Raw genomic sequence first — 18,509 nt, 5'->3', positions numbered from 1 at the left:
GAATTCATACTTTTAAAAATTTCACTAATTGAAATTGCTATTGTTTTTTGCTCTTGTATTCTCCCAAAACCTTGAAATGATTGGTCATAATTTCTAAAATCTTAGTGGCTTTTTCATAATGCTTGTATTTTTCAAAAACTACATCTACAAAAAAGGAATACTGAAAAGGCGTTTCAATTATTGGCATAGATTGAATTTTGGTTAAATTTAATTTGCAATTAGTCATCACGTTTAAAACAGTTGCCAAACTTCCTGGTGTGTCGTCTAGTTCAAATTTTAATGATGCTTTGTTGATTTCTTCTTTTGAAACTTGACTTTTTTCTTTGCTCAAAATAAAAAATCGCGTCATATTGTTATTAATCGTTTGAATTTCGGGTGCAATAATATTTAAATCATATAATTCTGCGGCAACTTTACTTCCTATGGCAGCAATGTTTTTTAGCTGACTTTGATGAATTCTTCTTGCTGTTTCTGCTGTATCTTTATCTTCAACTAATTTTATATTCGGATATTTTTTCAAAAAATCCATACATTGCAATAAAGCCATTGGATGCGAATGAACTTCTTGAATCTCTTCAAAATCTTGATCTTTTAAAACCATTAAATTTTGAACAATATCTAAATAATATTCTCCAATAATGTGCAAATTATTCTTATCAATCAAAGCGTAATTCGGAATAATGGAACCTGCGATAGAATTCTCAATAGCCATAACTGCCATTTGCGCATTGTTGTTCAGCAAACTATCAACTAACGAATCAAACGATAGACATTCATCAACAATCACATTAGCATTAAAATATTCTAAAGCTACTTGATGGTGAAACGATCCTTTAATTCCTTGTATGGCTATTTTATCTTTCATTTTATTGCAAAAAAAAATCCCGATTTGCATCGGGATTGAATATTAATGTTTTCTATATAAATTACTTTTTTACATAACACAATAACAATCCCTGTTTCTTCCAGAAAAAGAAATAAGAAAAGTTGTTATAATATGTTGCGAAAATTGCGCTCATTGTTGTTTTTATGTTTTGCTAAAGTATAAAAAAAAATTATACCTCGTAATTTTATTTAAAAAAAGTTACGGAAACGTTTTCGTGAAACTTAATTATTTCTAAGCTTTTTAACTCTAGTTGGTGTGTCAACTCCTTTAATAATCGATTCTGAACTGATGGCTATTGCTTTTATAATTTCAGTCATATTGTCTAAATCTAATGTAGAAACCTCATCACTTAGTCTATGATAATTGGCTTCAGAATCCATTTTAGAAGTCGAAATAGTATGTGCAGGAACACCTAAAGCGGCCAATCTTGCATTATCCGAACGATAAAACAATTGTTCTCTTGGATAAGGATCTTCGTAAAAATTAAAATTGGAACCTTTTAAATTCTTTTGTAAAATGGTTCCAAAATCAGATTTTTCAAAACCTGTAATGTAAGCCGAATTTTTATTCCACTTACTTTCTGTACCAATCATTTCTATATTAAACATTGCGATCACTTTGTCGGCATCAATATTTTTAGAGAAAAACCCAGAACCAAATCCGCCTACTTCTTCACCAGTAAATGCTACAAAAATGATCGTGCGTTCGTTAGCATTTAATTCTTTAAAATACTTACCCAAAGCAATAACAGCCGTAACACCTGAAGCATCGTCATTGGCGCCATTATATACTTTATCAGTTCCTGAATCATCCGTGCCTAGATGGTCAAAATGAGCAGAAAATATTACAAATTCCTCGGGTTTAGACTTTCCAGGAAGTATACCAATTACGTTGTTGGCTGGTTTACCTTTAGCAATAAAATCTTGACGATAATTTTTTAAATCTTTAAAATAAGAAAGTCCGATTTTGGCAAATTCTTTCTCTATAAATACCGAAGCCGAATCTATTCCTGGCGTAAAAATCGCTCTTCCTTGCATTTTATCCGATGCTAATTCAGTTTCGATTCTCACCACTTCTTCTTTTAGGATTTTTGGTTTATCTTGAGCTTGCACTGACAATCCTACTACTAACAATAACAGACTTAGTTTTTTCATAAATTGGTTTTACTTTATAAGTAGTAAATATAGAAAGGATATTTAAAAAAATAACTAATGTGAGGAGAAAAACAATAATTCAAAAATTTTTCTGTTTACATTTGCTACAAATATCAAGTTATGTCAATAGAAGTTCAAAATATTTCGAAAAGTTATGGTGCTCAAAAAGCGCTAGACAACGTTTCATTTTCTTTAAAAAAAGGAGAAATTGTTGGTTTCCTTGGTCCAAATGGTGCCGGAAAATCTACTTTAATGAAAATATTAACGACCTACATCAACGCTGATGAAGGAGTTGCTTCTGTTAATGGAAATGACGTAAACACCAATCAAAAAGCAGTACAAAAATCGGTTGGTTATTTGCCAGAGCACAATCCGTTGTACTTAGATTTGTATGTGCGTGAGTATTTAGAATTTAATGCTGATGTATATAAAGTTGCAAAATCTAGAATTGAAGAAGTAATTGAACTCACAGGATTATCGCCTGAAAGTCACAAAAAAATTGGACAACTATCTAAAGGTTACCGCCAACGTGTTGGTTTAGCTACGGCTTTGTTGCACAATCCTGACGTATTAATTCTGGACGAACCAACGACTGGTTTAGATCCAAATCAGTTGGTTGAAATTAGAAATGTGATTAAAAACGTTGGTAAAAACAAAACTGTTTTTCTTTCAACACACATTATGCAAGAAGTAGAAGCCATTTGTGACCGCGTTATCATCATCAATAACGGAAAAATTGTTACCGATAAAAAATTAGATAAATTAGTTTCAGATATTGTTGAACAAGTTATTGAAGTTGAATTTGACAAAGAAGTTTCAGAAACTTTATTTTCAAAATTATCTGATTTGAAATCAGTTAAAAACACTAGTGGTAAAATATGGGAATTAACATTTGAAACCGAAGTTGACAAACGACCATCGGTATTTGATTTTGCGCAAGAAAATGGTTTGCGTGCTTTACAATTAACTCTGAAAAGCAAAAACTTAGAACAAATTTTTAGAGAAAAAACTGCTAAGAAGTAATTTAATTATAAATGATTTGCCCTTGGTATAACTGCTCGACATCAACAATTGGTGGATTATTTTTTAGAATAATATTGCCAGTACTGACCATTTTTCCTTTAATGCTTTGAATTGGTTTTACAATCATATCGTTTGAACCACGATGAAAGACTTTAACCGTTTGCGCAGTTAAATTTGAAGCATCCAATCTGCCATCGCCTGCATAGAAATTTATAATAGCCTCATTTGTAGTTCCTGAAATAAAATAGCGAGCCAAACTATTATTTTCAACAACAAGTTGATTGTTATTTATAGTAAGATGAAAATCACTTGTTCCTGCACCATCTTTTCCGTCGGCATCTTTATCAAGTGCGAATAATCTTAAAACAGGATAAGTCAAAACGCCGTTAGAAGATATATTTCGTTCACTTTTAGAATAAATTTCTTCAATGTTGGGTGCTGTAATATAAATTTTATTTTGTCCGTAATCTCGAACCCAATTACACGATGAATTATTAATTAATTTAAGTACATTTCCTTCTTGCTTTACCTCAACGTTTTCAATAATATTCTCGCCTGAAACAATTTCTAATTTATATGCTGCGCCTTGTGTGACTATCAACTCGATTCCGGTATAAACCTCAACTCTTGTAAAGGGTTGTATTTCAACCGATTTTGTTACAATATTCCCATCAGACTCGATGCATTCACTAGGTTTTTCACAAGAAATTGTCAAAATAAAAAGTGTAAAAAAAGCAACTATTTTTTTCATCTATGTAAAATTTGATTTGTTAGAGGTCATATACCTATCTGAAGACAAGCAGGTGGTATTGCCTTCTTGTTTATTTGGTATTTGCTTACGCACATTTGTTGTTAATGGTGACTTCATAATTATAGTGATTTATAAGCGCACACCAACTCCAAATTCTAAGGCTTCAGCAAGAAACAAATGAGTTTTTATAGTAAAACCTGCAAAAAATTTATTTGAAAAATAATACTTCATTCCTACCCTATCATAGATGGACATTTCATTTTTAAACGGATCATACACATAATAACCTATTTGGGCTTCAAGTGAAATTTTGTTGACGAAAAGTTCGTGCCCGATGAACACTCCAACTCGCTTATAATCCGTATTTGGGTCAATTGCGAGCTCTGGATAAGCATTTGATTTATACTTTATATAATCTTTAAAACTTGTTGTTAAGAAAACTTCGGTACCTAACTGCAAAGCACTTTTTCTATTCAATCGTTTATCAGCATAAAAACCAACATGATAAAACGGATGTTGCCCACTACCAATCACAGGACTTTCGTTGACACCACTTCTAAACACAAAATTAAATTTTATTGGTTCTTTGTAACTTACTTTTGTTAAAGTGGTATCTACACTATTTGTTTTAGTAGCTTCTAAATTGTAATTAATTCCGAGATTTACTCCATAAGTATTCACACCGCTATTTGGAGATTTAGTTCTACCGTTAGAATAATGCGTGAATAAAATTCCGGCTTCAAGACCAAATCTATCAATGATATTTTCTTTTTTATAAAAAAGTCCGAGATTGGTATTTGCTAAAATTTTGGAGCCAAAAGCTTTGTTTTTACTATTCTCAACCCTATCATATGGATTGGTAGTCATCGCCACACCTTGAGACAATAACAACTTTAAATTTCTTTTCAAAAAATAAAAATTATACAATGCTCCAACTGAATAATTACTACCTATATAAGGATTATTGAAATTTTGATAAAGAAAAAAAGCACCATAATCTGGAAAATTATAAGCCGAATGCCACTCATTTTTACCGTGTGTTTGCTTTACAAAATCTATCATTACACCAGTCGGATGGCCTTGTAAATGATATAAGTCAGGTGTATGAGGAAGTACATTTCCCCTAAAATATTTAACGCTAATTGCCGGAGTATCATTATTGTTTTGCGAAAAACAAAAAGTCGAAATCAACAAAAACAAATATAAAAATCTCCTCATTTTAAAGAATTTATTCGCACAAATATAAAAGAATATGTTGAAGAATTAAATTTTTAATTTGGAGCGAATCGTTAGGTAATTTTTGGTTTCCTTATTCCTGCTGTACATTACAATCTCGTCTCGTTCCAAAAAAACGAGACGAGATTTTCATTGCCATCAGGGCTAGTTAGTTTTTGTCTTTTGTAAATTGTAGTTTTAAAAAACTTCTTTTGCAATAGCTTTGATATTTTCTGCTCTACCCATTGAATAATAGTGCAAAACAGGAATTCCGGCAGCAACCAACTCTTTACTTTGTTGAATGCACCATTCTATCCCAATTTGTTTTACGGCATCATTGTCTTTAGCTTTAACAACTTCCATAATTAAATCGTCAGGTAATTCTAATGAAAACCTATGCGGAATTAAATTCAACTGTTTCTTGGTTGCAATTGGTTTTAGCCCAGGAATAATTGGTACTGTGATTCCTGCAGCACGACATTTAGCAACATAATCAAAGAATTTTTTATTGTCAAAAAACATTTGAGTTATGATGTAATCAGCACCATTTTTTATTTTTTGTTTCAAGAAATGAATATCACTGTCTAGACTTGGCGCTTCCATATGTTTTTCAGGATAACCAGCTACACCAATACAAAAATTAGTACACGACGAATTTTGCAAATCTTCATCTAAGTAAATGCCTTTATTCAAATTATCTATTTGCAAAACTAAATCGGTAGCATATTCATTTCCTTCGCGCTCTGGTCTAAAATAGGTTTCATTTTTCAACGCGTCACCTCTTAAAGCTACAACATTATTGATACCAAGAAAATCTAAATCGATTAACAAATTCTCGGTATCTTCTTTGTTAAAACCACCACAAAGAATATGCGGAATAGCATCTACATCATATTTATTTTGAATTCCGGCACAAATTCCAACTGTTCCCGGACGTTTTTTTACAATTTTCTTTTGCAACAAACCGCTTGGCAATTCCTTAAATTCATATTCTTCACGATGATAAGTCACATCAATAAAAGGCGGATTGAATTCCATCAACGGATCAATACTATCAAATATTGATTGAATATTTTGTCCTTTCAAAGGCGGAAGAATTTCGAATGAAAATAATGGTTTCCCATTGGCGTTTTCAATATGTTCTGTTACTTTCATTTTTTTTAGGTTGTTGATTGTTGGTTGTAGGTTGTAGGTTTGGACTTCTATTACCAAATACCTATCACCTACTACCAAAAACCTGTTTTTAATCTGCTATATTCGGCGAAAGCCATTTCGTTGCCATTTCGGTAGAAATTCCTCTACGTTTGGCATAATCTACTATTTGATCTTCTTTAATTTTTCCTAAACCAAAATATTTACTTTGTGGATTAGCAAAATAATATCCTGAAACCGATGATGCTGGCCACATTGCCATACTTTCGGTAAGTTTTACTCCTATTTCTTGCTCAACATTTAGTACTTTCCAAATGGTTGGTTTTTCTAAATGGTCAGGACAAGCAGGATAACCTGGTGCAGGTCTAATTCCTGCGTAATTTTCTTTTATCAAATCATCATTTGACAATTGTTCTTCTAAAGCATATCCCCAAATTTCTTTACGCACTTTTAAATGCAAATATTCTGCAAAAGCTTCGGCAAGTCTGTCGCCAAGTGCTTTTATCAAAATAGCGTTGTAATCGTCTAATTGTTGTTCAAATTCCGATGCTTTTTCATCAACTCCAAAACCAGTTGTTACACAAAAGCATCCTATAAAATCTTGTTTTCCTGAATCTTTTGGTGCAATAAAATCGGCCAAAGCAATATTTGGCGCACCAGCAGTTTTTTGGGATTGCTGTCTGAGAGTTAGAAAAGTTGTGGGTTGGACTTCCGCAAGCTCAGTCTGACAAATTTGAATATCGTCGTCATTAATGGTATTAGCTGGAAAAATCCCTAGAATTCCTTTGGCTATTAACCACTTTTCTGAAACAATTTGGTGTAACATTTTTTGAGCATCAGCAAACAATTCTGTTGCTTGTATACCTACAACTTCATCGGTTAAAATCGCTGGAAACTTTCCATACAATTCCCAAGAATTAAAAAATGGTGTCCAATCGATAAAATCAACTAGTTCAGCGAGTTCAACTTCAATAGTTTTAGTTCCTATAAAATTTGGCTTCAAAGGCGTGAAATTATCCCAATCTAATTTCAGTTTATTTTTTCTTGCCTCTTCAATTGAATGGAAATTTTTATCACGACTTCTGTTCAGATATCCTTCTCGCAATGCATCGTATTCCTCACGAATTGCTTTAACATAGCTGCCTTTGGTCTCTTTTTGAAGTAAATTACTAGCGACGGTAACGGCACGTGAAGCATCATTAACGTGGACAACTGTTTCTTTATATTCAGGTGCAATTTTCACAGCAGTATGAGCACGAGAAGTAGTTGCGCCACCAATCATTATCGGAATTTTGATGTTTAATTTATCCATTTCTTTGGCTAAATAAACCATTTCGTCAAGCGAAGGCGTAATCAATCCGCTTAAACCAATTATATCTACATTGTGTTCTACTGCTGCTTGAATAATTTTTTCTGGCGGAACCATCACTCCTAAATCAATAATTTCAAAATTATTACATCCCAAAACAACAGCTACAATATTTTTACCAATATCGTGTACATCACCTTTTACAGTCGCCATTAAAACTTTACCTGCAGAAGATGATTTTCCAGTTTTTTGCGCTTCAATAAAAGGAAGCAAATAAGCAACCGCTTTTTTCATAACACGCGCCGACTTGACTACTTGAGGTAAAAACATTTTTCCACTTCCAAATAAATCGCCAACTACATTCATTCCGGTCATTAAATTGACTTCAATAACTTCAATAGCTTTGGTTGAATTGACTCTTGCTTCTTCAACATCAATTTCAATAAACTCATCAATTCCTTTCACAAGCGAATGTGTTAATCGCTCTTGCACAGAACCATTTCGCCATTCGGCAATTTCTTTTTCAGTGGCTTTAAATTCACCTTTAAAGGTTTCTGCTAAATCTAAAAGGCGTTCTGTTGCATCATCTCTTCTATTTAAAAGAACATCTTCAACGTGTTCTAGTAAAGTTTTATCAATTTCATCATAAATCTCTAACATTTCAGGATTTACGATACCCATTGTCATTCCGTTTTGAATGGCGTGATACAAAAACGCCGAATGCATTGCTTCACGAACTTTGTCATTGCCACGAAACGAAAACGATACATTACTAACGCCACCAGAAATATTGGCATAAGGAAGGTTTTCGCGAATCCATTTGGTTGCTCTAAAAAAATCTAATGCATTTAATTTATGTTCCTCCATTCCGGTTGCTACTGGAAAAATATTGGGATCAAAAATTATGTCTTGTGGCGGAAAATTAACTTCGTTGACCAAGATGTCATAACTTCTTTTACAAATTTCAATCCGTCTTTCATAAGTATCGGCTTGACCATTTTCATCAAAAGCCATTACAATTACAGCAGCGCCATATCTTTTTATCAACTTGGCGTGATGAATAAATGTTTCTTTTCCTTCTTTTAAAGAAATAGAATTCACTACTCCTTTTCCTTGAATTACTTTTAATCCGGCCTCAATAATTTCCCATTTAGAGCTATCAATCATTACTGGCACTCTAGCTATATCGGGTTCGGCGGCAATCAGGTTAAGGAATTTGGTCATTGCATAAACGCCATCTAGCATTCCTTCATCCATATTGACGTCGATGATTTGTGCTCCACCTTCAACTTGTTGTCGGGCAATATCCAGAGCTTCTTCATAATTTTCTTCTTTTATCAAACGAAGAAATTTACGAGAACCAGTTACATTTGTGCGTTCACCGACGTTTACGAAAACCGACTCTTCTGTAATAAAAAGTGGTTCTAATCCTGATAATTGTAAATTTATTTTATTTGTTCTTGACATTTTTATTTTTCTAATACTGCAAGGTTTTTAAAACCTTGTAGGTTTGTATTATTATCCTGAAATTCTAAAAATTATACCTATAAGGTTTTAGAAACCTTGCAGGAAAACGGTTATTTGATTTAAGACGTAATGAATTGCGTTTCTACAGTTCGTGGTTTGAATTGTGCTGCTACTTCTGCAATTGCTTTGATGTGTTCTGGTGTTGTACCACAACAACCACCAATTATATTGATTAAATTATCTTGTAAATATTCTTTAATTAAGGCTTGCATTTCGGAAGCTGTTTGATCGTACTGTCCAAAAGCATTTGGCAATCCGGCATTTGGATGTGCTGAGATATTGACTTGAGTATTGTGAGCCAATCGTTTTAAATAAGGTTTTAATTGATCGGCGCCAAGTGCGCAATTGAAACCAATACTTAATAAATCAATGTGTTGAATTGATATTAAAAAAGCCTCAACTGTTTGACCTGAAAGTGTGCGACCTGAAGCATCAGTAATTGTTCCTGAAACCATAACTGGAATGTCTAGATTGCGTTCTTCTTTTACTTCTTCGATAGCGAAAAGCGCTGCTTTTGCGTTAAGAGTATCAAAAATAGTTTCTACTAATAACACATCACAACCGCCATCGATTAAAGCTTCGACTTGTTGCTTGTAGGCGATTCGCAATTCATCAAAAGTTACAGCACGAAAACCTGGATCATTTACATCAGGTGACATTGATGCAGTTCGGTTTGTTGGTCCAATTGAACCTGCAACGAAACGCGGTTTGTCTGTAAATTCGTCAGCTACTTCTCTTGCTATTTTGGCAGATTGATAATTTAATTCGTAAACTAAATCTTCTAAATGATAATCTGCCATTCCGATGGTTGTTCCTGAAAAGGTATTAGTCTCTACAATATCAGCTCCAGCTTGAAAATAAAGTCTGTGGACTTCCTTAACGGCTTCGGGTTGTGTTATAGATAGTAAATCATTGTTCCCTTTTAACGGATGTGGAAAATCCTTAAAACGTTCGCCACGGAAATCTTCTTCAGAGAAATTATTTCGTTGTAGCATCGTTCCCATTGCTCCATCGAGAACTAGGATTCTTTCTTGAATTGCTTGGTTTATTTTTGACATAATTTTATTGCCACGAAGGCGCTAAGTCACTAAGTTTATTTTTAATTTCTCGCAAAGACGCTAAGGCGCAAAGCTTTATTTTTGTTTTTAAACCATTAAGAAAATTAAGTTTATTAAAAAATAGTTCTTTTGAAACTTGATTTCACAAAAATGGAATACCCTTTAGCCCTGATTGAAGAGGAAATCCTTTTACTTTTTTCTTTAAAAAGTAAAAGATTGCATCGAAAAGCAGGATTATGGATTGCTTAAATGCGCAAGCCATTCGCTCTTGATACTGAAACAAGTTCAATATGACAAGTTGCTTTAAAATTTATTTATGTTATTGTGAAAGTGAGAGAAAATTCTCGTGGTTATCTTTGCTTAAATTTACTTTAAACTAGAATGTAGCACCTTCTACAGTTGTAGGGTTGCTAAGCCTTCATCGAGTCTAATCTCTCCAGCTTTCGTGATAACAATCAATAAGTTTATGAACACTGCAAAGTAATGACATAGAATTTAGAATTACAAAAAAAAATGACACTATTTATTAAAATGTCAAATTCACTTAATGCCATAAAAAAAGGAGCCGTTAAGCTCCTTTTAGTAAACAAAATATTTTTTTTTATTATTTTTTGATAATTTTAGATGTTCCAACACCAAGGTCTGATTGTACTCTTACGAAATATACACCAGAATTTAAGTCAGAAACATTTACTTGTAAAGCCTCAGTTGTTGAAGCATTTACTTGGCTAACTACTCTTCCGTTGATGTCTACTACTTCAACTTTCTCGATAGAAACACCATTTTTAGCTGACAAGGTAAATACATCATTTACTGGATTTGGTTGAATTGCAAAGTTTCCAGCAAAGAAATCTTGAGTGTTAGCTACTGGTCTATCAACAGAAACAGCATCGATAGCAACATAATCAGAATTAGCTCCACTAATACCTCCATTTGTAACAAAATATCTAAAAGCCACTCTACAATCAGTTGGTCCTGTCAAACCTGAAACTGTATATGAAAACAAAGTCCAATTTGTAGGATAATCAACAGTATTTAATGCTGGATTGATTGTTAATGCTAAAGTTGTATAATCACCTAAACCAGTTGCGCCCACTGGATCAGCACTAAATGCGCCATTAGTACTTAATCGCATCTCAAGTCTATCAGCATAAACAGTAGCACCTCCACTTAAACCTTTTCTGCTGTAAAATGAAATTATATCTCCATTTTGAAGCGATATTGATGGCGTTATTAGCCAATTACTTATAGTTCCAACGTTATTTACACTTTGAAAAAATGAAAAAGCATAAGAAGTATCTGCATTACCGTTAAAAGCACCGCCAGCAAAATATGCATTTTGTGCTGCTGTTGCTGCACCCCAATTATTAGTTCCTACAGGCGAACTTTGATTTGTTTTTGTCCAAGTTGTAGGAAATACATCAAAATTTTCAGTAAACAAGTTTTGCGCGTTACTTGCGCTTAAACCACAAATTAAAGAAATAGAAAGTAAAAGTTTTTTCATAAGGATACTTTTTTTAAGTTAATTAAAAACAAATATACAAAATTTATAAATTAATATAGTTTTTACATAAAACTTTTCTAAATTTGCACCACAAATAATGAGGAAAAATTTGAACTGATTGCAACCTCTATTCGAACTTGAATCTATATAAAGATTTATAAACAAGTTTAGGATAAAAAAATGCTAAAGCAGAACCACTTCTTTAGTTTGCACTTGCAATTCATTTTTTCTTCACAACTAGTATTAACAGAGTCTGAAACATTTCAGATTAAAAAAATTATATTATGGCTTATTTATTTACGTCAGAGTCAGTAAGTGAAGGACATCCAGACAAAGTTGCTGATCAAATTAGTGATGCGTTAATTGATAACTTTTTAGCATTTGATGCTTCTTCTAAGGTGGCTTGCGAAACTTTAGTAACAACAGGTCAAGTAATTCTTGCTGGTGAGGTTAAATCAAATACTTACTTAGATGTTCAACAAATTGCAAGAGATGTAATCAAGAAAATTGGTTATACCAAAAGTGAATACATGTTTGATGCTGATTCTTGCGGAATACTTTCGGCAATTCACGAACAATCTGCAGATATTAATCAAGGTGTTGACCGAGCTAACAAAGAAGAGCAAGGTGCAGGTGACCAAGGAATGATGTTTGGTTATGCAACAAATGAAACAGAAAACTATATGCCTTTGGCGTTAGATTTATCGCACGCTTTGTTGATTGAATTGGCAAATTTGAGAAGAGAAAATAATGAAATTACTTATTTGCGTCCTGATGCTAAATCTCAAGTAACTTTAGAATATTCTGACGATAATAAACCACAACGTATTGATGCTATTGTAATCTCAACACAACACGATGATTTCGTTAAGCCTAAATCTAACTCAAGAGAAGATAAAGACAAGGCTAATGATGAGATGTTAGTTAAAATTAAAAGTGATTTAGTTTCTATTTTAATCCCAAGAATTAAAGCTAAATATCCTCAATATGCTCATTTATTTAATGAGAACATCACTTATCACATTAACCCAACTGGTGTTTTTGTAATTGGTGGACCACACGGAGATACTGGCTTAACAGGAAGAAAAATTATTGTTGATACTTATGGAGGAAAAGGTGCTCACGGTGGTGGTGCATTTTCAGGAAAAGATCCAAGTAAAGTAGACCGTTCAGCTGCATATGCAACTCGTCATATTGCTAAAAACTTGGTTGCAGCAGGATTGTGCGACGAAGTTTTAGTTCAAGTTTCTTATGCAATTGGTGTTGCTAAACCTACTTCAATTAATGTGGTAACTTATGGTACTTCAAAAGTTGCTTTGACGGATGGAGAAATTAGTAAAGTAGTTGAAAAAGTATTTGATATGCGTCCGTACTTTATTGAACAACGTTTGAAATTAAGAAATCCAATTTATAGCGAAACTGCTGCTTACGGTCATATGGGAAGAACTCCTGAAACGGTTACTAAAACTTTTCAACTTCCAAATGGCGAACCTAAAACTGTTACTGTTGAGTTATTCACTTGGGAAAAATTAGATTTTGTAGATCAAGTGAAAGCTGCGTTTGGATTGTAATATTTTAGATGTAGATATATATTTATTAAGATTCTGAAATAAGTTAATTTAGATTCTGAAATAAATTCATTTAGATTCTGAAATAAATTCAGAATAAAAAACCTGACTATTTCTAGTCAGGTTTTTTGTTTTATAAATTATACTTCAAACTAAATATTAAATATCTTGGTTGAACAGTATATTGCGATGTTCTTGTTGAGAATTGAGAAAAACTATCGTCATTCAAAGATTTTGTATTCAAAATATTGGTAGCTGCAATTTTATATTCCCATTTACTGTCTTTTGTTTTTTGATAAATTAAACTTGCAGATAGGAAATCATATTCATTTTCGACTGATTTGTCTTTATTATAATAATGATAGAATTCATACTCCGACACAAAAGAAAAGCTTTTTAAGAAGTAATAATCCAATCTAACGAACGGTTTGTCTGTAAAGAATTTGGCATTATTATAATCATTAACCGTATAAGAATATCCTAATTCAACGTTTGGCGCGTTTTTATAATTAGTTGAAGCTGTTAATGTATGAGTTTGAGTAAAACTCTCTGCACTTGCAAAAACTCCATTTTGGATATTGTTAAATTTAGACCAATTTAGTCGCGTATTGAAAGCAGCCTTATAATTTTTAGAAAAGGAACGACCATAACTACCAAAGCCCGAAATTAACTCCTCAGCAAAATCAGAATTGAAAGGTGCTGATGTTTGATTCACACCAACAAAATTAGCTCTAAGTTTTAATGCATCGATTGTTCTTGTATAAGTAATAGCTCCAGTAATATTTTCAAAATTGAACATATTGTACTTAAAATAGCGCAGCGAATGAGTTTGCTGTGTAGCATTTTCAAGTGTTCTACTTCCTCTTGACAAACTATTATATCCGTTTAACACAAAACCTTCGGTTAATCTGTTGATGTCAGTAAAACTGTTGGTCATTGCGTAATTATAGGTCAATGTTTCTGCTTTTTTTATTTGATACAAAGCAAGGAAATCTGGTAAAACTCTAAAGAAATTTAGTGAAAAATCAGTTCCTAATTGACTATTTGTCATATTGTAAGCGTGTAAACTTACACCTGGTGTAAACGTGAACTTTCCACTCAAAATTTTGTAATGCAATCCTAAGAAAGCATCATTAAAATTATATCTAACATTATTAGTGGTCGAAGGATCAGTTAGGTTATTTTGAGTTCCATTATCTAATATTTGGTAAATTGATGAATCAAAACTTTGAAATGAATAAGTATTTCCTAAGGTTATATTGATGTTACTCTTTTGAGTCAACATATAGTAATAATCTAATTTTGTATCTAACTTGTTAGTTTTTACAAAACGTGTTTGATTAATATCATTTCTATTTTGACCTGACAAATAACCATTTAAAACGAAAGGCTGTGTTTGCAAATTTGCATTGTAGAATGGATCTTCTTCTTGATACAAATGTTGCATTTCTAGTGCAAAAATATTTTTATCGTTGTGCGTGTAATAAAAACTCAAATTCTGGTTTACCGATTTAGGATCTTGTCTTTTTGCAGTGAAAATATTTTCGGTAGTTGAATTACTACCCACAATTGATTGTCTTAGCAATGAATTATCTTCATCTTGTTTAGAGAATTTTGATAAAATATCATAATCAAATTGGAATCGTGCACTTGGTTTGTAGCTAGAACTCAATTTAAATAGTGCCAAATTACTTTTTTGATGTGCAACTTCATTACGATTTTCGGTTGAAGCGACATTCGAAGAATTGGGTTGTAAAAAATTATTTTGAGACTTGGTTTCTAAATCAGTTGTTGAAGAAGATAAAATTCCGAAACCACTTAGAGTCCAAGATTTTGTTGGATTATAAGAAAAATTTGTAGCTCCGAATTGCGTTTCAATTTCTTTAGCACGATTATTTCTTAGTAACGAAATCCCTAAATCATTAGAAGCGACATTAAAATTAGAACCACCTTTAGCCATCATACTTCTAAAACCACCAGTAAATTTGAAATAATCTTGCACCGTTAAAGGTAATTCTCCAATATTATTAAAATTTGAAATCAAATTAATACTGTACTTTGGATTGTAGTAAAACAACTTCGGATTAATTAAATAACGATCATAGTTATTATCATCGGCTGTTCCGCCACCAGCAGTCATATCACCAAACCAAAAGTTTTTCTTTCCGTCCTTCAATTTGATGTTCATTGCCAAATTATCCTGATTATTTTCGACACCTTTCAAGATAGAATTTTCGTTATAATTTCTTAAAACTTGAATTTTATCAATAGCATCTGCGGGAATATTTTTTACACCAAGCTTGGTATCACCGTCAAAAAAGTCTTTGCCTTCTACCATCAATTTGGTTACTTTTTTCCCTTCTACTTCAACTTCACCATCGGCATTTACTTCAACTCCTGGTAATTTTTTTAAGACATCTTCAAGCTTTCTTTCGGTTCCTGATTTAAAAGAATCGGCATTGTAAACGATGGTATCACCTTTGATAGAAACTGGCATTTCACGCACAATTTCAACACCATCAAGCTGAATTCCGCCTGGTTCCATCGAAATATTTTGAGTTATATTTTCTGTTTTGGTTTCAACGGTAATTTGTTTGTTTTCCATTCCAATGTAACTCAATTTTATTAAGTACGTTGAATTGGGTTTAAGATTCAATACAAATTTACCTTTATCATTAGTGATGGCATAACCATCCATTCCTTTTGTGACTTGATTTACAGCCATAACATTGGCCATTTCAAGAGGTGTTTTTCCTGATTCAAGAATAACACCTTCAAAACGAATAGTTTGAGAAAATGAGATAGTTGAAATTAAAAATAAGGCGAATAAAAATATTTTGTTCATAAGTATAAACTATTGCTAATGTATTTATTTTAAAAGAATTATCTACCCATTCTCATTTGCATTCCACCTCTTCCTTGACCTTGATTCATTTCCATCATTTCTTCCATTTTTTTGGTAACAATGTCATCATACTCTTTTTGAGTCACAACTTTACCATTACTTGGCGCTTTGATTTCGGTTTTTTCTTTAGGATTGATCACAATTTTAGAACATAAAATAGTTGTTTTTCCGTCGTTAACTTCAAGAATCAACCCTGGCAAACCCCAATATCCTTCAGGACCTTGATTTACTGGAATATCCATCGTGTACCAAGCAGTGATGGTTATGTCTTTTGGCATTTCAATTTCGTCAAAAAAACTTGTTTTCTTTTCTTTTTTATCTTCCGATTTTGTTTCGGCCGTTTTATCACCTTCTTTTTTAGCTTCTTCTTCTTTTTTCTTTAAATCTTCTTCTTTTTTAGGTCTGAAATTTCTAAAATCAGTTTTGCTTGCCGGAACTACAGCGGTTGCTTTGTAGCAAGTATAACCACCAATTTCTCTGGTTTCGCCTTCCATTTTCCATTTGTAGTTTCTTAAAGTATCTTTTAAAAGAAACTCTTTTCCCATAAATTCTTTATCAACTGTAAACGTTTTTTCTTTAGCATTTTTATAATAGGTTCCACCGCCACCCATCATTGAGGACATCATTCTAAAACCACCTTGACCTTGACCTGGCGCATCCAATTTTTCTTCTTCTTTATAAATCGAAGAGGTTTTGTCGAAATTTAATATAAATGTTTTCTCGAACATTTTTTTCATTCGTTCTTCAATCATTTTTTGCATTTCTGGAGTGATGTCTTTATTTCCAGACATTCTTGATTTAAAATCGGACGTACTTGTTTTAGATTCATAAACAGCCATACCTTGAAAATCCTTTTGAGCATTGGAAATCATAACCACTAATAAAAGTGCTAGAGTGAACGTTAATTTTTTCATTTGAAGTATCTTAAATATTTTTCGTAACAAATATGACGATTGAAATTGTGTTTTGTTACCAAAGATTTGTTAAATATTTTTTGTAAGACATTCTATATTTCAAATAGTTTAATGTAATTTAGCATCAAGATGAAAAAAATAATTTATTTCTTATTTATTTTACAAATTGCAACGAGTTTTGCTCAAGAAGTCAAACTTAAAGCAACAAGGCTTGATTCTATTGGAGTCAAAGCTGATTTTTTTGTTGGATTTGACGGATTTAATAATTGTATCTATTTAAAAAACAATGTTCTTTTTAAAAAAATAGACCAATCTATAATTCAATATCAAAATCTTGGTTTGGGGAAAATAACGAAAGTTGATATTACAAATCCGTTAAAAATCATCATTTTTTATGAAGAATTTAATTCCGTCATTGTCTTGGATAATCAATTAAATGAGATACAAAAAATTGAGTTTTCGCGATTAGAACAGCCGGTTTTAGCTTCAGCCATCGGAATTTCTGGACAAAATAAACTTTGGGTTTTTAATTCTTTAAGCCAACAAATTGGTTTATATGATTTAACAACGGGTATTTATGAAAACAAAAGCAATCCGTTGAATCAACCTATTGCATTTTATCAAACAGATTTTAATTATTTTCATTGGATTGACAAAGATAAAATTTGGTATACGGCCACAATTTTTGGTAGAATTATAACCAATGGAAATGTAGAAGTATCCAGTGATTTATTATTACTTCCGCAAAATAAAATACTATTTTCTAAAGACAATAAACTCTTTATCAGAGACCGAAATATCAATAAATTGTATGAAATTGAAATTGTTGAGAAAACGTTTAAAAAATTCTATTACAAAGAGCAAATTTTATCTATTTTTACCAACCAAGGAATTACGAATTATAAAATTATAATACCATAATGCATATAGCAGTAGCAGGAAATATAGGCGCAGGAAAAACTACATTAACACGTTTTTTAGCGAAACATTTTAAATGGGAACCTCATTTTGAAGATGTAGTTGACAATCCGTATTTAGATGATTTTTATCATCAAATGGAGCGCTGGTCTTTTAACTTGCAGATTTATTTTTTAAACAGCCGTTTCAGACAAGTATTGCAAATTCGTGAAAGCGGAAAAAAAATCATTCAAGATAGAACGATTTATGAAGATGCGCATATTTTTGCACCCAACCTTCACGCAATGGGATTAATGACCAATCGTGATTTTGAAAACTACAAATCACTTTTTGAATTGATGGAAAGTTTGGTTGAAGCTCCTGATTTGTTGATTTATTTAAGAAGTTCTATTCCGAATCTTGTTGGTCAAATCCATAAGAGAGGTCGTGACTACGAAAATACCATATCTATTGATTATTTAAGCAGATTAAACGAAAGATATGAAGCTTGGATTACAACTTACAACAAAGGAAAATTATTAATTATCGACGTAGATGATATTGATTTCGTGAATAATCCAGAAGATTTAGGAATGATTATTAACAGAATTGATGCCGAAATAAACGGATTGTTCTAAAATACAAA

14 protein-coding genes and 1 riboswitch are annotated in these 18,509 nt (G+C 32.2%); of the genes, 4 read left to right on the top strand and 10 right to left on the bottom strand.

The features are described 5' to 3' along the window. Positions 1 to 37 precede the first annotated feature (37 nt). Both Q0050_RS08895 and Q0050_RS08890 read right to left on the bottom strand, forming a co-directional pair. A complete protein-coding gene (locus tag Q0050_RS08895) occupies positions 38 to 865 on the bottom strand; it encodes a prephenate dehydratase (RefSeq protein ID WP_298394415.1) in 828 nt (275 codons plus the stop codon). A 242-nt stretch (positions 866 to 1,107) separates the two neighbouring features. Further along, positions 1,108 to 2,040, bottom strand: a complete 933-nt coding sequence (locus Q0050_RS08890) for a M28 family peptidase (RefSeq protein WP_298394412.1) — start codon at positions 2,038 to 2,040, stop codon at positions 1,108 to 1,110. A 120-nt stretch (positions 2,041 to 2,160) separates the two neighbouring features. On the opposite strand from Q0050_RS08890, the gene gldA reads away from it, so the two are divergent. Beyond that, positions 2,161 to 3,063, top strand: coding sequence for a gliding motility-associated ABC transporter ATP-binding subunit GldA (gene gldA / locus Q0050_RS08885; RefSeq protein WP_298394409.1), 903 nt, complete (start codon positions 2,161 to 2,163; stop codon positions 3,061 to 3,063). 1 nt (position 3,064) lies between these two features. Here gldA and Q0050_RS08880 read toward each other — a convergent pair whose 3' ends face one another. From Q0050_RS08880 to Q0050_RS08855, 6 genes are all read right to left on the bottom strand, one after another. Beyond that, on the bottom strand, positions 3,065 to 3,814 hold the full coding sequence (locus Q0050_RS08880; RefSeq protein WP_298394406.1) for a head GIN domain-containing protein: 750 nt from the start codon (positions 3,812 to 3,814) through the stop codon (positions 3,065 to 3,067). Between the two features lie 129 nt (positions 3,815 to 3,943). Further along, positions 3,944 to 5,032, bottom strand: a complete 1,089-nt coding sequence (locus Q0050_RS08875) for an acyloxyacyl hydrolase (protein WP_298394403.1) — start codon at positions 5,030 to 5,032, stop codon at positions 3,944 to 3,946. Positions 5,033 to 5,227: 195 nt separating this feature from the next. After that, the gene (gene metF / locus Q0050_RS08870; protein WP_298394400.1) at positions 5,228 to 6,184 is read right to left on the bottom strand and encodes a methylenetetrahydrofolate reductase [NAD(P)H]; all 957 of its coding nucleotides are present in this window, start codon (positions 6,182 to 6,184) and stop codon (positions 5,228 to 5,230) included. Between the two features lie 88 nt (positions 6,185 to 6,272). Then, on the bottom strand, positions 6,273 to 8,957 hold the full coding sequence (gene metH, locus Q0050_RS08865; protein WP_298394398.1) for a methionine synthase: 2,685 nt from the start codon (positions 8,955 to 8,957) through the stop codon (positions 6,273 to 6,275). Positions 8,958 to 9,076: 119 nt separating this feature from the next. Then, a complete protein-coding gene (locus Q0050_RS08860) occupies positions 9,077 to 10,075 on the bottom strand; it encodes a homocysteine S-methyltransferase family protein (protein WP_298394396.1) in 999 nt (332 codons plus the stop codon). Positions 10,076 to 10,422: 347 nt separating this feature from the next. Continuing rightward, a riboswitch (SAM riboswitch) is annotated at positions 10,423 to 10,530 on the bottom strand. A gap of 149 nt (positions 10,531 to 10,679) precedes the next feature. Further along, entirely contained in the window at positions 10,680 to 11,579 is a 900-nt protein-coding gene (locus Q0050_RS08855; RefSeq protein WP_298394395.1) for a choice-of-anchor J domain-containing protein, read from the bottom strand. Positions 11,580 to 11,863: 284 nt separating this feature from the next. On the opposite strand from Q0050_RS08855, the gene metK reads away from it, so the two are divergent. After that, positions 11,864 to 13,150 carry a methionine adenosyltransferase gene (gene metK / locus Q0050_RS08850; protein WP_298394394.1) on the top strand — a complete coding sequence of 429 codons (1,287 nt, stop codon included), beginning with the start codon at positions 11,864 to 11,866 and terminating at the stop codon, positions 13,148 to 13,150. Between the two features lie 130 nt (positions 13,151 to 13,280). Here metK and Q0050_RS08845 read toward each other — a convergent pair whose 3' ends face one another. Both Q0050_RS08845 and Q0050_RS08840 read right to left on the bottom strand, forming a co-directional pair. Continuing rightward, a complete protein-coding gene (locus tag Q0050_RS08845) occupies positions 13,281 to 15,992 on the bottom strand; it encodes a carboxypeptidase-like regulatory domain-containing protein (protein WP_298394392.1) in 2,712 nt (903 codons plus the stop codon). Between the two features lie 38 nt (positions 15,993 to 16,030). After that, positions 16,031 to 16,966 carry a GLPGLI family protein gene (locus Q0050_RS08840; RefSeq protein ID WP_298394391.1) on the bottom strand — a complete coding sequence of 312 codons (936 nt, stop codon included), beginning with the start codon at positions 16,964 to 16,966 and terminating at the stop codon, positions 16,031 to 16,033. 129 nt (positions 16,967 to 17,095) lie between these two features. On the opposite strand from Q0050_RS08840, the gene Q0050_RS08835 reads away from it, so the two are divergent. Both Q0050_RS08835 and Q0050_RS08830 read left to right on the top strand, forming a co-directional pair. Then, a complete protein-coding gene (locus Q0050_RS08835; RefSeq protein WP_298394390.1) occupies positions 17,096 to 17,887 on the top strand; it encodes a hypothetical protein in 792 nt (263 codons plus the stop codon). Next, positions 17,887 to 18,501, top strand: coding sequence for a deoxynucleoside kinase (locus tag Q0050_RS08830; protein WP_298394388.1), 615 nt, complete (start codon positions 17,887 to 17,889; stop codon positions 18,499 to 18,501). The genes Q0050_RS08835 and Q0050_RS08830 overlap by 1 nt, the downstream gene beginning before the upstream one ends. The last annotated feature ends 8 nt before the right edge of the window (positions 18,502 to 18,509 follow it).

The sequence above is a fragment of the Flavobacterium sp. genome (assembly GCF_027483985.1).
GTDB lineage: Bacteria > Bacteroidota > Bacteroidia > Flavobacteriales > Flavobacteriaceae > Flavobacterium.
Note: the sequence above shows the minus strand (reverse complement) of the source record. Positions and strands in the feature narration are given on the sequence as shown.

Coding starts and splice junctions, on each gene's coding strand:
- Q0050_RS08895 (WP_298394415.1), bottom strand. CDS start 865: ATGAAAGATAAAATAGCCATACAAGGAATTAAAGGATCGTTTCACCAT.
- Q0050_RS08890 (WP_298394412.1), bottom strand. CDS start 2,040: ATGAAAAAACTAAGTCTGTTATTGTTAGTAGTAGGATTGTCAGTGCAA.
- gldA (WP_298394409.1), top strand. CDS start 2,161: ATGTCAATAGAAGTTCAAAATATTTCGAAAAGTTATGGTGCTCAAAAA.
- Q0050_RS08880 (WP_298394406.1), bottom strand. CDS start 3,814: ATGAAAAAAATAGTTGCTTTTTTTACACTTTTTATTTTGACAATTTCT.
- Q0050_RS08875 (WP_298394403.1), bottom strand. CDS start 5,032: ATGAGGAGATTTTTATATTTGTTTTTGTTGATTTCGACTTTTTGTTTT.
- metF (WP_298394400.1), bottom strand. CDS start 6,184: ATGAAAGTAACAGAACATATTGAAAACGCCAATGGGAAACCATTATTT.
- metH (WP_298394398.1), bottom strand. CDS start 8,957: ATGTCAAGAACAAATAAAATAAATTTACAATTATCAGGATTAGAACCA.
- Q0050_RS08860 (WP_298394396.1), bottom strand. CDS start 10,075: ATGTCAAAAATAAACCAAGCAATTCAAGAAAGAATCCTAGTTCTCGAT.
- Q0050_RS08855 (WP_298394395.1), bottom strand. CDS start 11,579: ATGAAAAAACTTTTACTTTCTATTTCTTTAATTTGTGGTTTAAGCGCA.
- metK (WP_298394394.1), top strand. CDS start 11,864: ATGGCTTATTTATTTACGTCAGAGTCAGTAAGTGAAGGACATCCAGAC.
- Q0050_RS08845 (WP_298394392.1), bottom strand. CDS start 15,992: ATGAACAAAATATTTTTATTCGCCTTATTTTTAATTTCAACTATCTCA.
- Q0050_RS08840 (WP_298394391.1), bottom strand. CDS start 16,966: ATGAAAAAATTAACGTTCACTCTAGCACTTTTATTAGTGGTTATGATT.
- Q0050_RS08835 (WP_298394390.1), top strand. CDS start 17,096: ATGAAAAAAATAATTTATTTCTTATTTATTTTACAAATTGCAACGAGT.
- Q0050_RS08830 (WP_298394388.1), top strand. CDS start 17,887: ATGCATATAGCAGTAGCAGGAAATATAGGCGCAGGAAAAACTACATTA.